Below are 12,831 nucleotides of genomic sequence, written 5' to 3' on the forward strand. Positions count from 1 at the left end.
ACGCGAAGAGGGCGCCCGGTCCGTTCCGGGCGCCCTCTTCGTCGTGTCGCGCAGGTCAGCTCTTCTTGGCCGCCGACCCGGCCTCGTCCTTGGCGTCTGCCTCGGCGTCTTCCTCGGCGTCTTCCTCGGCCTCGGCCTTCCTGCCGTCGTCGGCCGCGGCGGACTCCGCCCGCGGAGCCGGATCGGTCTTCTCGGCCTCGGCGGTGTCACCGGCCTCACCGGACTCGGCGGTCTCGCCCGCGCCGGACTCGCCGGACTCACCGGCGGCGTCCGCCTCGGCCGTCCCGTCGGCAACACCCGGCTCGACCACCGCTTCCCGGCCCGGCCGCTTCTTCGTGGACAGCACGATGTACAGCACCGCGAGCAGGAACACGAGCATCGCGGTCCAGTCGTTGAGCCGCAGGCCGAGGAAGTGGTGGGCGTCGTCGACGCGCATGTACTCGATCCAGCCGCGGCCGACGCAGTACGCGGCGACGTACAGCGCGAACGCCCGGCCGTGGCCCAGCTTGAAGCGGCGGTCGGCCCAGATGACCAGGAACCCGACCCCGATGCACCACAGCGACTCGTAGAGGAAGGTCGGGTGGTAGTAGCCCGGCACCCGGCCGCCCTCGGACGAGGTGATGTGCAGGGCCCACGGCACATGGGTCTCGCGGCCGTACAGCTCCTGGTTGAACCAGTTGCCCCAGCGGCCGATCGCCTGGGCGAAGGCGATGCCGGGGGCGATGGCGTCGGCGTAGGCCGGCAGCGGGATGCCCCGGCGCCGACAGCCGATCCAGGCGCCCACCGCGCCGAGCGCGATCGCGCCCCAGATGCCGAGGCCGCCCTGCCACACCTTGAAGGCGTCGACCCAGTCACGGCCCTCGCTGAAGTACAGCTCGTAGTCCGTGATCACGTGGTAGAGGCGCCCGCCGACCAGGCCGAACGGTACGGCCCAGACGGCGATGTCGGCCACGGTGCCGGTCCGCCCGCCCCGGGCGATCCAGCGCCTGTTTCCGAGCCAGACGGCTACGAAGACACCGATGATGATGCAGAAGGCGTAGCCGCGCAGCGGAATGGGACCGAGATGGATCACTCCGCGCGAAGGGCTGGGAATGTAGGCAAGATATTCCATGGCAGGGTCGACGCTACCGTGCCGGACCGGGCCGACGGCAATCAGCCCGGCTACGGCTCCATAACAGGGACGTGAGAATTTCCCGCGCCGCTCACGCCTTGTTGGCGTCCTCCACGAGCTGCGTGAGCTTGGCCGGGGTCATCGTCTGGTCCTGGTAGATGTTCTTGCCGTCGAGCAGCACGGTCGGGGTGCCGCCGAACTTGGCCGCCCGGAAGGCCTCGTTGGACTTCACGACCCAGGAGTTGTGCGTGCCGTCCTCGACACACTTGCGGAACGCCGGCGTATTCAGTCCGTCGACCTTGCCGGCCAGCTCGATCAGCTTGGCGTTGCCGGCGAAGGCGTCGTCGGTCTCCTTGGGCTGGTTCTCGTACAGCACGTCGTGGAAGTCGCGGAACTTCCCGGCGTCCTGGGCACAGGCCGCCGCGTTCGCCGCGTTCCGGGAGCCGGTGCCGCCGAGGTTGCCGTCGATGAGCGTGACCAGGTGGTACTCGATCCGGAGCTTGCCGGCGTCGGTCAGCTCGTGGAGCGTCGACCGGTACGCCGCCTCGAAGGCCTGGCAGGCCGGGCAGCGGAAGTCCTCCCAGACGGTGAGCGTGGCCTTGGCGCCGTCCTTGCCGACCGGGACCGCGAGGCTGTCCTTGCCCTGCGCGCCCGAGGGCGCCACGACCGGACCCGCGCTCTCGCCGCCCTTGTCCTTGCCCGCGTTCGCCGCGACCACGCCGATCACCGCGGCCAGGCCCAGCACGCAGACCACGCTCGCGCCGACGATCAGCGCGCGCCGCCGCTTCTCCGCGGCCTTCTGCTTCTCGCGGTCGGCGGCCAGCCGCTCGCGGGCCGTCCGCTTTCCGTCACGATTCTTCTCGCTCACACCACCAGAACGAACCGGGGAGGCGCACCGCGCCTCCCCGGTCCCAGGTCCACCCGTTCGGGTGACCGCATGGTGCGTGGTGTCCGTTACGCCTGTCCGCGCACGCCCTTGGCCAGGTCGGCGGCGAGTTCCCGGACGGCCGACACACCGGCGGCCGCGTCCGGCGCGTCCAGCATCCGCTTCACGAAGGCCGAGCCGACGATCACACCGTCGGCGAAGCCGGCGACCTCGGCCGCCTGGGCCGCGTCGGAGACGCCGAGGCCGACGCAGACGGGCAGTCCCGTACCGGTGGCGCGGGTGCGTTCCACCAGGTCCTGGGCCTGCGCGCCGACCGACGCGCGGGTGCCGGTGACGCCCATCAGGGAAGCGGCGTAGACGAAGCCGCTGCCCGCCGCGGTGATCCGCGCGAGCCGCTCGTCCCTGCTGCTCGGCGCGACGACGAAGACCGTCGCCAGGCCGTGCTTCTCGGCGTGCTCCCGCCACAGGGCGGACTCCTGGACGGGCAGGTCGGGCAGGATGCAGCCCGCGCCGCCCGCCTCGGCCAGTTCGGCGGTGAACCGCTCGACGCCGTAGCGGTCGATGGGGTTCCAGTACGTCATGACGAGGACCGGCTTGCCGGTGGCCGCGGAGGCCTCCCGCACCGTGCGCATGACGTCCGCGATCCTGACGCCGCCGCGCAGGGCGATGTCGTCGGCGGTCTGGATGACCGGGCCGTCAAGGACCGGGTCGCTGTGCGGCAGCCCGACCTCGACCACGTCGGCGCCGCCGTCGAACACGGCCTTGATGGCCTCGATGCCGCCGTCCACGGTCGGGAACCCGGCCGGGAGGTAGGCGATGAGCGCGGCCCGGCCCTCGGCCCTGGCACCCGCGAGGGTGTCCGACAGCAGTTGGATGTTCCCGCTCACTTGGCGTCCCCCTCGATCTCGGCGGTGTCGGCGGCGTCGGCCGCGACCTCGGCGTCCGTGTCGTACAGCCCGAAGTAGCGTGCGGCGGTGTCCATGTCCTTGTCGCCGCGGCCGGACAGGTTGACGACGATCAGCCCGTCCGGGCCGAGTTCCCGGCCGACCTCCAGGGCGCCGGCCAGGGCGTGGGCGCTCTCGATGGCCGGGATGATGCCCTCGGTGCGGGACAGCAGGCGCAGGGCCTGCATGGCCGCGTCGTCGGTGACCGCGCGGTACTCGCCGCGCCCGGAGTCCTTCAGGTAGGAGTGCTCCGGTCCGATGCCCGGGTAGTCCAGGCCGGCGGAGATCGAGTACGGCTCGGTGATCTGGCCCTCGTCGTCCTGGAGGACGTAGGACCGGGAGCCGTGCAGGATGCCGGGCTCGCCTGCGGTGAGGGTGGCGGCGTGCTCGCCGGTCTCGATGCCGTGGCCGGCGGGCTCGCAGCCGATGAGGCGGACACCGGCGTCGGGGATGAAGGCGTGGAAGAGGCCGATGGCGTTGGAGCCGCCGCCGACGCAGGCGATCGCCGCGTCGGGGAGGCGGCCGGCACGCTCCAGGAGCTGGCGGCGGGCCTCGACGCCGATGACCCGGTGGAAGTCGCGGACCATGGCCGGGAACGGGTGCGGGCCGGCGACCGTGCCGAACAGGTAGTGGGTGCGGTCGACGTTGGCGACCCAGTCCCGGAACGCCTCGTTGATGGCGTCCTTCAGGGTGCGGCTGCCGGACTTCACGGCGATGACCTCGGCGCCGAGCATCCGCATCCGGGCCACGTTCAGGGCCTGGCGCCGGGTGTCGACCTCGCCCATGTAGATGGTGCAGTCGAGGCCGAAGAGGGCGCAGGCCGTGGCCGTGGCCACGCCGTGCTGGCCGGCGCCGGTCTCGGCGATCACCCGGGTCTTGCCCATCCGCTTGGTGAGCAGGGCCTGCCCGAGCACGTTGTTGATCTTGTGCGAGCCGGTGTGGTTGAGGTCCTCGCGCTTGAGGAAGATCCGGGCGCCGCCGGCGTGTTCCGCGAAGCGGGGGACCTCGGTGAGGGAGCTGGGGCGGCCGGTGTAGTGGACGAGCAGGTCGTCGAGTTCGCGGGCGAACTCGGGGTCGCTCTTGGCCTTGTCGTACTCGACGGCGACCTCGTCCACGGCGGCCACCAGGGCCTCCGGGATGAACTTGCCGCCGAAGGCGCCGAAGTAGCCCTCGACGCTGGGCACCTGACCGGTGGGGTCAGGGAAGAAGAAATCGCTGGGCATGCCAGAAACCTCACGGTGAGTGCGTGTGAAAAGACACTGTTCGCCGTGGGGGCGGGGATATGGCCGATGGCTGCGGGCCGTCAGTGGCCTGTCGCACCCGCGCGGCGGTGGCCGCACATCACATACTGCCCCGCGCCCCTGACGGGGCGCTGCCATCGGCGTCCGTTGACCTGCCCGGGTTCGTCACCGATGACGTACCGCACGCGGCGGCCGTGGACACGCCTCGCGGGGGCTCGGCAGCCCCTGGGGCGGCAGCCGCGCGCGAGGCGGGCGTACCGGTCCACGGTCGTCACGGTGAGAGTCATCGGTGTCAGCCTAGCGGGTGATCAGGGCCTGCCGTGGCGCAGCGCGGGGTGTTCGCCAGCCGCCACCAGGTCGGCCACCGCGGCCTTGGGGTCGCGGCCGGTCACCAGGGACTCGCCGACCAGGACGGCGTCGGCGCCCGCGTTGGCGTAGGCGATCAGGTCGTGCGGGCCGCGGACGCCGGACTCGGCGACCTTGACGACGGTGTCGGGGATCTCCGGGGCGACCCGCTCGAAGGTGGCGCGGTCGACCTCCAGGGTCTTCAGGTTGCGCGCGTTGACACCGATCACCTTGGCGCCTGCGTCCACCGCGCGCTCGATCTCGTCCTCGTCGTGCACCTCGACGAGCGGGGTGAGGCCGATGGAGACCGCGCGCTCGATCAGCGACTCCAGGGCCGGCTGGTCGAGGGCCGCGACGATCAGCAGCGCGAGGTCGGCGCCGTACGCGCGGGCCTCCCACAGCTGGTACGACGTGACGATGAAGTCCTTGCGCAGGACCGGGATGTCCACGCGGGCCCGGACCGCCTCCAGGTCGGCCAGCGAGCCGCCGAAGCGGCGCTGCTCGGTGAGGACCGAGATGACGGCCGCACCGCCCGCCTCGTAGTCCGCGGCGAGCCCGGCCGGGTCGGCGATCGCGGCCAGCGCGCCCTTGGACGGGCTGGAGCGCTTGACCTCGCAGATCACCTTGACGCCGTCGCCGCGCAGCGCGGCCACGCCGTCCTTGGCGGCGGGTGCCTTCGCCGCGCGTTCCTTGAGCTCGTCGAGGCTGACGCGCGCCTGCCGCTCCGCGAGGTCGGCACGGACTCCGTCGATGATCTCGTCGAGCACACTCACGCGAGCGGTCCCCTTCCGGTTCCGGGCGGTTCTTCCGAGCGGGTCGAAACCCCTGCGGGTCAAAACCCATGGTCATACCGATGGTATCCGCAGGAGGGCGCCGACCTCGCATCCGGCCGACGGCGGCCCCCTCTACCTGGACGTTCGCCGGTCGATCAAGGATGCAACCAGTCGGCGAACGGCAGGTTCCGGACAACGGTGAAGACCAGCAGCAGCGCGCCGAGCGTCCACATCGGCACCGGCCGCAGTTCGATCCGCACGGAGCGGCCGCGGGCCGCGCGCACCACCCAGACGGTCCACACCACGGCGAAGGCCAGGTAGGCGGCCACGCCGGCGGCGTTGTCCCGCAGCGCGGCGAGGAGGTCGCCGTGGACGAACGCGTGCGCGCTGCGCAGGCCGCCGCAGCCGGGGCAGTACAGGCCGGTGAGCCGGTACAGGGGGCAGACCGGGTAGTGGCCGGGCTGGTTGGGGTCGACCGTGCCGACGTAGGCGAAGGCCCCGAGGACGGCGGCCATCACCCCCGCGGGCACGGCCAGGCGTCCCCGCAGGGAGGGCGCCGCCGGGGCGGCCGCGCTGGAGGTGTCGGCGTTCACGCCTCGCATTGTGCCCCCTACGGTCGGCACACGCGCGCGAGGGGCGTCCCGACGGCTCGGGACGCCCCTCGCAGGACTGTGCCGGTCAGCTCTCGGCGGCGACCGGCTCGCGGTGGGCGGCGGCCGGGGCGGTGCGCGTCACGAGGGCGTTCTGCTTCGGCATGCCGAGGCCCATGGCACGCATGATCATGCCGACCACGCCGCCCAGGACCACGATCACCATGCCGGCCCAGAAGCCCACCGGCTGGGCCATCACCATGAAGGCGCCCGAGACGCAGAAACCGATGAAGGCGATGGTGACGCCCGTCCACGCGGCCGGGGTGTGACCGTGGCTGCTGCCCGCCATGACTTGCTCCTCGTTAGCTGGTGCGTGTCGTACGTGCCGTCCGTGGCCGCGCGCGTACGGGTCCGTTGCGGACGCTCTTGCTCCATTGTCCCGTACGCGCACGCGTGCCGGGAGCAGGGGTGGCGTCTGATGCGCCACATCGGGTACGGCTCCGGCGGGCTCAGGCTCCGGTCGGGTCCTCGCCGCGGTCGAGCGCCTTCCAGATGTCCTCGGGACGGTCCGGGTCCACCGGCTTGGGCGCGCGGCGCGGCCGCTGGGCGCCCGTGCCGCGCTCGTAGCGGCCGGACATGGCGGGCCACAGGCGGCCGTAGCGGAGCGCGAGCAGTCCGGCGATCAGGATCAGCGCGCCGCCGGCCGCGGCCACGTAGGGCCAGCCGGTGTGGCTGAGGGCGGCGACCGTGGCGGAGGTGTCGCCGCTGGCCTCGGCGGCCCGCTCGTCCAGGGCGGAGCCGTCGGAGGCGCCCGCCAGGGCGGCGACGACGATGCCGGCGCCGGACAGGGCGAGCAGCCCGGAGACCAGGAAGCGGCCGGCCCTGCGGACGGCGAAGACGGCGACGAGCGCGGCGAGGCCCACTATGGCGAGGGCCGCGGGAACGCCCGTGACGTCGCTGCCCTTGGCGGTCAGCGGGAAGGCGCCGCCGGCCACCGTCGCGGTGCCCTCCGCCCAGCGCTGGCGGCTGGACAGCAGGGCCACGGCCGCGCCGAGCGCGCCGAACAACAGCGCCACGGCGAGGCTGCGGCGGCCGGACCCGCTGTGCGCGGCGGCCTCGGAACGGGGGTGAGGAACAGCAGTCACGTACTCCACTATGGCTTGAACCGGGGGCGAACGGTCACCCGGGGTTGGGTGATAAGCGCCCTACTCGCCCAGTCTGTTGGCCGTGTGCACCGCGCGCAGCACCGCCGCGGCCTTGTTGCGGCACTCCTGGTCCTCCGCGGCCGGGTCGGAGTCGGCGACGATGCCGGCGCCCGCCTGGACGTAGGCGGTGCCGTCCCGCAGCAGCGCGGTACGGATGGCGATGGCGGTGTCGGAGTCGCCCGCGAAGTCGAGGTAGCCGACGCAGCCGCCGTACAACCCCCTTCTGGACGGCTCCAGTTCGTCGATGATCTGCATCGCCCGGGGCTTGGGGGCGCCGGAGAGGGTGCCGGCCGGGAAACAGGCGGTGAGGACGTCGAAGGCGGTGCGGCCCTCGGCGACCTTGCCGGTGACCGTCGAGACGATGTGCATGACGTGCGAGTACCGCTCGACGGACATGAAGTCGACGACCTCGACGGAGCCCGGTTCGCAGACCCGGCCCAGGTCGTTGCGGCCGAGGTCGACGAGCATCAGGTGCTCGGCGCGCTCCTTGGGGTCGGCCAGCAGCTCGTCGGCGAGGTCCTGGTCCTCGCGCGGGGTGGCCCCGCGCGGCCGGGTGCCGGCGATGGGGTGGACCATGGCCCGGCCGTCCTCGACCTTGACCAGGGCCTCCGGGCTGGACCCGACGACGTCGAAGCCCTCGAAGCGGAACAGGTACATGTACGGCGAGGGGTTGGTGGCCCGCAGGACCCGGTAGACGTCCAGCGCGGCGGCCGTGCACGGCGTCTCGAAACGCTGCGAGGGCACCACCTGGAAGGCCTCGCCCGCGCGGATGCGCTCCTTGATGTCCTCGACCGCGGCCCGGAAGTCGGGGCCGCCCCACAGGGCGGTGTACTCGGGGAGTTCGGAGGGCGGCAGCGCGGCCGGGGGCTGGGCGACCGGGCGGGAGAGGTCGGCCTCCATGGCGTCCAGGCGGGCGATCGCGTCGTGGTAGGCCTCGTCGACGCCCGTGTCGAGGTCGTTGTGGTTGATCGCGTTGGCGATCAGCAGGACCGAGCCCTCCCAGTGGTCCATCACCGCGAGGTCGCTGGTGAGCAGCATGGTCAGCTCGGGCAGCCCGAGGTCGTCCCGCTCGCCGGGGCCGATCTTCTCCAGGCGGCGCACGATGTCGTAGCCGAGGTAGCCGACCATGCCGCCGGTGAACGGCGGCAGGTCCTCGGTGTGCGGGGTGTGCAGGGCCTCGATGGTGGCGCGCAGGGCGGCCAGCGGGTCGCCGTCGACGGGCACGCCGACCGGCGGGGTGCCGAGCCAGTGGGCCCGGCCGTCGCGGGCGGTGAGGGTGGCCGCGGAGCGCACGCCCACGAAGGAGTAGCGAGACCACTGGTACGCCGTGCGGCCGTTCTCGGCGGACTCCAGCAGGAAGGTGCCGGGGCGTTCGGCGGCGAGCTTGCGGTAGAGCGCGACCGGGGTGTCACCGTCGGCGAGGAGCTTGCGGGTGACCGGGATGACGCGGCGGTCGGTCGCCAGCTTGCGGAAGGTCTCCAGTTCCATGGCGGCAGACCTTACCGACCGGAGCCCGGCACGCCGGAATCGGCGCCGTCCGCGAGGAGCACGTCGGCGTCGAAGCAGGTGCGGTCGCCGGTGTGGCAGGCGGCGCCCGTCTGGTCGACCTTGACCAGCAGGGTGTCGGCGTCGCAGTCGAGGGCGACGGACCTGACCCGCTGGACGTGGCCGGAGGTGTCGCCCTTGACCCAGTACTCCTGGCGGCTGCGCGACCAGTAGGTGCAGCGGCCGGTGGTGAGGGTGCGGTGCAGCGCCTCGTCGTCCATCCAGCCGAGCATCAGTACCTCGCCCGTGTCGTACTGCTGGGCGATCGCGGGCAGGAGGCCGTCGGCGCTGCGCTTGAGGCGGGCGGCGATCTCCGGCGCGAGGTTGCTGGACGGGGGCGTACCGGTCGTACTGGTCATGGGTGCCATTGTGCCGCGCGGCGCCGGCCGCCACGGCCCGTGTCCACTGTCCGGACCGTGCGCAGGGCCTTAGGCTGGCGTCATGTCGACCTTCGCCAAGCGTGAACGGCTTCTGCTCGCCGACCTCTTGGAGACCGCCGGTCCCGAGGCCCCGACCCTGTGCGAGGGCTGGGTGACCCGCGATCTGGCCGCGCACGTGGTGGTGCGCGAGCGCCGGCCGGACGCGGCCGGCGGCGCGCTGCTCAAGCAGCTCGCGCCCCGCCTGGAGAGGGTGACGGCCGAGTTCGCCGCGAAGCCGTACGAGGAGCTGATCCAGCTGATCCGTACCGGCCCGCCGCGGTTCTCCCCGTTCCAGCTCAAGCAGGTGGACGAGGCGGCGAACACGGTGGAGTTCTACGTCCACACCGAGGACGTGCGCCGGGCCCAGCCGGACTGGGCGCCGCGCGAGCTGGACCCCGTCTTCCAGGACGCCCTGTGGTCCCGGCTGGAGCGCACCGCCCGGCTGCTGGGCAGGGGCGTGCCGACGGGGCTGGTGCTGCGCCGTCCGGACGGGCAGACGGCCGTCGCGCACCGCGGCACGCCGGTGGTGACGGTGACCGGCGAGCCCTCCGAGCTGCTGATGTTCGGCTTCGGCCGGCAGAACGCGGCGAAGGTCGCGGTGGACGGCGACGAGACCGCGATCGCCACCCTCCACGACTCCAAGCAGCTGGGCATCTGAGGAGCCTGCGATGATCAAGGTCGCGATGACCGGCGTCTACGTCGAGGACGTGGTCAGGGCGCACGCCTTCTACACCGACGTCCTCGGTTTCGAGACCCGCACCCGGCTGGACCTCGGCGGGGGCGTCCTGTTCGTCACGGTGGGCGCGCCCGGCGGCGCCCAGCCGGACCTCCAGCTGCTCCTGGAGCCCGGCCAGGGCCCCATCGCGGAGCCGTACCGCAAGGCCGTGTACGAGGCGGGGCTGCCCGCCATCGTCTTCTCGGTCGAGGACGTCCGGGCGGAGTACGACCGGCTGCGCGCCCTCGGCGTCCGCTTCGTGCACGAGCCGCAGGAGCAGGGCCCGGTGATCGCGGCCGTCCTCGACGACACGGTCGGCAACCTGATCCAGCTGGCCCAGCCGAAGGACTGACGGGTCCCCCGGCCGGACCGCCCCGCGGGTCAGCGGACGGGGTGTCCGGCGCCGCGCAGGGCCTGCTTCACCTCGCCGATGCGCAGGTCGCCGAAGTGGAAGACGGAGGCGGCGAGGACGGCGTCCGCGCCCGCTTTGACGGCCGGGGCGAAGTCGGCCAGCCGGCCGGCGCCGCCGGAGGCGATGACCGGGACGGTGACGTGCGCCCGTACCGCGGTGATCATCTCCAGGTCGTAGCCGTCCTTGGTGCCGTCGGCGTCCATCGAGTTCAGCAGGATCTCGCCGGCGCCCAGCTCGGCGGCCCGGTGCGCCCACTCGACCGCGTCGATGCCGGTGCCGCGGCGGCCGCCGTGGGTGGTGACCTCGAAGGTGCCGCCGGGCGTGCGGCGGGCGTCCACCGACAGGACCAGGACCTGCCGGCCGAAGCGCTCCGCGATCTCCCGGATCAGGTCCGGGCGGGCGATGGCCGCCGTGTTGACGCCGACCTTGTCGGCGCCCGCCCGCAGCAGCTTGTCGACGTCCTCGGCGGTGCGTACGCCGCCGCCGACGGTCAGCGGGATGAAGACCTGTTCGGCGGTGCGGCGGACCACGTCGTAGGTGGTCTCCCGGTCGCCGGAGGAGGCGGTGATGTCCAGGAAGGTCAGCTCGTCGGCGCCCTCGGCGTCGTACACCTTGGCCATCTCGACGGGGTCGCCCGCGTCGCGCAGGTTCTGGAAGTTGACGCCCTTGACGACCCGGCCGCCGTCCACGTCCAGGCAGGGGATGACTCGGACCGCCAGGGTCATGCCGTCGCCTCCCGCCGGAAGGCCTCGACCTCGACCTCGACGACCAGGCTGGGGTCGACGAAACCGGAGACGATGATCATGGACGCGGCGGGGCGGACGGCGTCGAACAGCTCCTTGTGGGCGCGCCCCACCTCGTCGACGTCCCGGGCGTGGGTGACGTACATCCGGGTCCGCACCACGTCGTCACGGCCGAGGCCCAGCTGCGCCAGCGCCTCGAAGGCGACGTTGAAGGCGTTGACCGTCTGCTCGTGGGGGCCGCCCCCGGCGATCTCGCCGTCCACTGTCGAGGTGCAGCCGGAGACCAGTACCAGGCCGTTGGGCAGCTCCACGGCACGGGAGTACCCGAAGGCCTCCTCCCAGGGCGCGCCCGTCACGACTCGTCGCAGTTCACTCACGGGGCCACTGCCTCCAGTGCTTCTTCCAGGGTGAACGCCTCGGCGTACAGGGCCTTGCCGACGATGGCGCCCTCGACGCCGAGGGGTACCAGGGCGGCCAGGGCCCTGAGGTCGTCCAGGGACGACACGCCGCCGGAGGCCACCACCGGCCGGTCGGTCGCCGCGCAGACGTTCTTCAGGAGTTCCAGGTTCGGGCCCTGGAGGGTGCCGTCCTTGGCGATGTCGGTGACGACGTAGCGCGCGCAGCCCTCCCGGTCCAGGCGGGCCAGCGTCTCGTAGAGGTCGCCGCCGTCGCGGGTCCAGCCGCGGCCGCGCAGGGTCGTGCCCTTGACGTCCAGGCCCACCGCGATCTGGTCGCCGTGCTCGGCGATGACCTTGGCGACCCACTCCGGGGTCTCCAGGGCGGCCGTGCCGAGGTTGACCCGGCGGCAGCCGGTGGCCAGGGCGGCCGCCAGCGAGGCGTCGTCCCTGATCCCGCCGGACAGCTCGACCTTGATGTCCATCGCGCGGGCGACCTCGGAGATCAGCTCGCGGTTGTCGCCGGTGCCGAAGGCGGCGTCCAGGTCGACCAGGTGCAGCCATTCGGCGCCGGACCGCTGCCAGGCGAGGGCGGCCTCCAGGGGGGAGCCGTAGGAGGTCTCGGTTCCCGACTCGCCGTGCACGAGGCGGACGGCCTGGCCGTCGCGGACGTCGACGGCGGGGAGGAGTTCGAGCGTGCTCACAGTGTTCCGATCCAGTTGGTGAGGAGCTGGGCGCCGGCGTCGCCGGACTTCTCGGGGTGGAACTGGGTGGCCCACAGGGCGCCGTTCTCCACGGCGGCCACGAACGGCTTGCCGTGCGTCGACCAGGTCACGAGCGGGGCCCGCAGGGAGGGGTTGTGCGTCTCCAGCGACCAGTCCTGGACGGCGTAGGAGTGCACGAAGTAGAAGCGGGCGTCGGCGTCCAGGCCGGCGAACAGCCGGGAGCCGGCCGGCGCGTCCACGGTGTTCCAGCCCATGTGGGGCACGACCTCGGCCTGCAGCGGCTCGACCGAGCCGGGCCACTCGTCCAGGCCCTCGGTCTGGACGCCGTGCTCGATGCCGCGCGCGAACAGGATCTGCATGCCGACGCAGATGCCCATGACCGGGCGCCCGCCGGACAGCCGGCGGTCGATGATCCAGTCGCCGCGGGCGTCGCGCAGGCCCCGCATGCAGGCGGCGAAGGCGCCGACGCCGGGCACCAGCAGTCCGTCGGCGTTCATCGCCCTGTCGAAGTCACGGGTGATCTCGACGTCGGCCCCGGCACGGGCGAGGGCGCGTTCGGCGGACCGGACGTTGCCGAAGCCGTAGTCGAAGACGACGACCTTCCTGGCGGATCCGCTCAATTCCACACCTCCAGCCGCACGACGCCCGCCACCAGGCACATGGCGGCGCCGATCGAGAGCAGCACGATCAGGCTGGTGGGCATCTTCTGCTTGACGAAGGAGATGATTCCGCCGACCAGGAAGAGGCCGACGACGATCAGTACGGTGGACAGCCCGGTCATG

The 12,831-nt window shown here is 72.6% G+C and carries 18 protein-coding genes; 2 read left to right on the plus strand and 16 right to left on the minus strand.

Features of this window, described 5'->3' with window-relative positions:
* Positions 1-55: 55 nt before the first annotated feature.
* The 11 genes from lgt to hisI all read right to left on the minus strand — a co-directional run bounded on the left by lgt (position 56) and on the right by hisI (position 8,999).
* Positions 56-1,111 carry a prolipoprotein diacylglyceryl transferase gene (lgt, locus tag ACIQOE_RS01375; protein ID WP_401408895.1) on the minus strand — a complete coding sequence of 352 codons (1,056 nt, stop codon included), beginning with the start codon at positions 1,109-1,111 and terminating at the stop codon, positions 56-58.
* A gap of 91 nt (positions 1,112-1,202) precedes the next feature.
* Entirely contained in the window at positions 1,203-1,979 is a 777-nt protein-coding gene (locus ACIQOE_RS01380; RefSeq protein WP_401408898.1) for a DsbA family protein, read from the minus strand.
* 86 nt (positions 1,980-2,065) lie between these two features.
* Positions 2,066-2,884 carry a tryptophan synthase subunit alpha gene (gene trpA, locus ACIQOE_RS01385; protein WP_363013719.1) on the minus strand — a complete coding sequence of 273 codons (819 nt, stop codon included), beginning with the start codon at positions 2,882-2,884 and terminating at the stop codon, positions 2,066-2,068.
* The gene (gene trpB, locus ACIQOE_RS01390) at positions 2,881-4,164 is read right to left on the minus strand and encodes a tryptophan synthase subunit beta (protein ID WP_351325084.1); all 1,284 of its coding nucleotides are present in this window, start codon (positions 4,162-4,164) and stop codon (positions 2,881-2,883) included. Before trpB ends, trpA begins: the two co-directional genes overlap by 4 nt.
* A gap of 80 nt (positions 4,165-4,244) precedes the next feature.
* On the minus strand, positions 4,245-4,469 hold the full coding sequence (trpM, locus tag ACIQOE_RS01395; RefSeq protein ID WP_399008433.1) for a tryptophan biosynthesis modulator TrpM: 225 nt from the start codon (positions 4,467-4,469) through the stop codon (positions 4,245-4,247).
* Positions 4,470-4,490: 21 nt separating this feature from the next.
* Positions 4,491-5,300, minus strand: coding sequence for an indole-3-glycerol phosphate synthase TrpC (trpC, locus tag ACIQOE_RS01400; protein ID WP_351325086.1), 810 nt, complete (start codon positions 5,298-5,300; stop codon positions 4,491-4,493).
* 155 nt (positions 5,301-5,455) lie between these two features.
* A complete protein-coding gene (locus tag ACIQOE_RS01405) occupies positions 5,456-5,902 on the minus strand; it encodes a DUF2752 domain-containing protein (RefSeq protein WP_351325087.1) in 447 nt (148 codons plus the stop codon).
* Between the two features lie 76 nt (positions 5,903-5,978).
* Positions 5,979-6,239 carry an HGxxPAAW family protein gene (locus tag ACIQOE_RS01410; protein WP_351325089.1) on the minus strand — a complete coding sequence of 87 codons (261 nt, stop codon included), beginning with the start codon at positions 6,237-6,239 and terminating at the stop codon, positions 5,979-5,981.
* A gap of 160 nt (positions 6,240-6,399) precedes the next feature.
* Positions 6,400-7,044: a TIGR02234 family membrane protein gene (locus ACIQOE_RS01415; RefSeq protein WP_401408904.1), complete on the minus strand. Its 645-nt coding sequence runs from the start codon at positions 7,042-7,044 to the stop codon at positions 6,400-6,402.
* 51 nt (positions 7,045-7,095) lie between these two features.
* On the minus strand, positions 7,096-8,583 hold the full coding sequence (locus tag ACIQOE_RS01420) for an anthranilate synthase component I (protein WP_351325093.1): 1,488 nt from the start codon (positions 8,581-8,583) through the stop codon (positions 7,096-7,098).
* A gap of 11 nt (positions 8,584-8,594) precedes the next feature.
* Positions 8,595-8,999 (minus strand): phosphoribosyl-AMP cyclohydrolase, encoded by a 405-nt coding sequence (hisI, locus tag ACIQOE_RS01425; RefSeq protein WP_351325095.1) that lies wholly within the window; start codon positions 8,997-8,999, stop codon positions 8,595-8,597.
* Positions 9,000-9,081: 82 nt separating this feature from the next.
* On the opposite strand from hisI, the gene ACIQOE_RS01430 reads away from it, so the two are divergent.
* Positions 9,082-9,717 (plus strand): TIGR03085 family metal-binding protein, encoded by a 636-nt coding sequence (locus tag ACIQOE_RS01430; protein ID WP_351325097.1) that lies wholly within the window; start codon positions 9,082-9,084, stop codon positions 9,715-9,717.
* Positions 9,718-9,727: 10 nt separating this feature from the next.
* On the plus strand, positions 9,728-10,126 hold the full coding sequence (locus ACIQOE_RS01435; protein ID WP_362639292.1) for a VOC family protein: 399 nt from the start codon (positions 9,728-9,730) through the stop codon (positions 10,124-10,126).
* A gap of 29 nt (positions 10,127-10,155) precedes the next feature.
* On the opposite strand, the gene hisF is transcribed toward ACIQOE_RS01435, so the two are convergent.
* Genes hisF through ACIQOE_RS01460 form a run of 5 tightly spaced genes read right to left on the minus strand, consistent with a single transcriptional unit; the run spans position 10,156 to position 12,830 of the window.
* Complete coding sequence (hisF, locus tag ACIQOE_RS01440; protein WP_365555301.1) at positions 10,156-10,911, minus strand: imidazole glycerol phosphate synthase subunit HisF; 756 nt, start codon at positions 10,909-10,911, stop codon at positions 10,156-10,158.
* The gene (locus ACIQOE_RS01445) at positions 10,908-11,306 is read right to left on the minus strand and encodes a RidA family protein (RefSeq protein ID WP_351325103.1); all 399 of its coding nucleotides are present in this window, start codon (positions 11,304-11,306) and stop codon (positions 10,908-10,910) included. The genes hisF and ACIQOE_RS01445 overlap by 4 nt, the downstream gene beginning before the upstream one ends.
* Entirely contained in the window at positions 11,303-12,028 is a 726-nt protein-coding gene (gene priA / locus ACIQOE_RS01450; RefSeq protein WP_351325105.1) for a bifunctional 1-(5-phosphoribosyl)-5-((5-phosphoribosylamino)methylideneamino)imidazole-4-carboxamide isomerase/phosphoribosylanthranilate isomerase PriA, read from the minus strand. Before priA ends, ACIQOE_RS01445 begins: the two co-directional genes overlap by 4 nt.
* The gene (hisH, locus tag ACIQOE_RS01455) at positions 12,025-12,675 is read right to left on the minus strand and encodes an imidazole glycerol phosphate synthase subunit HisH (protein ID WP_351325108.1); all 651 of its coding nucleotides are present in this window, start codon (positions 12,673-12,675) and stop codon (positions 12,025-12,027) included. The genes priA and hisH overlap by 4 nt, the downstream gene beginning before the upstream one ends.
* Positions 12,666-12,830, minus strand: coding sequence for a hypothetical protein (locus ACIQOE_RS01460; RefSeq protein WP_351325110.1), 165 nt, complete (start codon positions 12,828-12,830; stop codon positions 12,666-12,668). Before ACIQOE_RS01460 ends, hisH begins: the two co-directional genes overlap by 10 nt.
* Position 12,831: the final 1 nt, after the last annotated feature.

The sequence above is a fragment of the Streptomyces sp. NPDC091282 genome (assembly GCF_044757385.1).
In the GTDB taxonomy this organism is placed as follows: Bacteria; Actinomycetota; Actinomycetes; order Streptomycetales; family Streptomycetaceae; genus Streptomyces; species Streptomyces gramineus.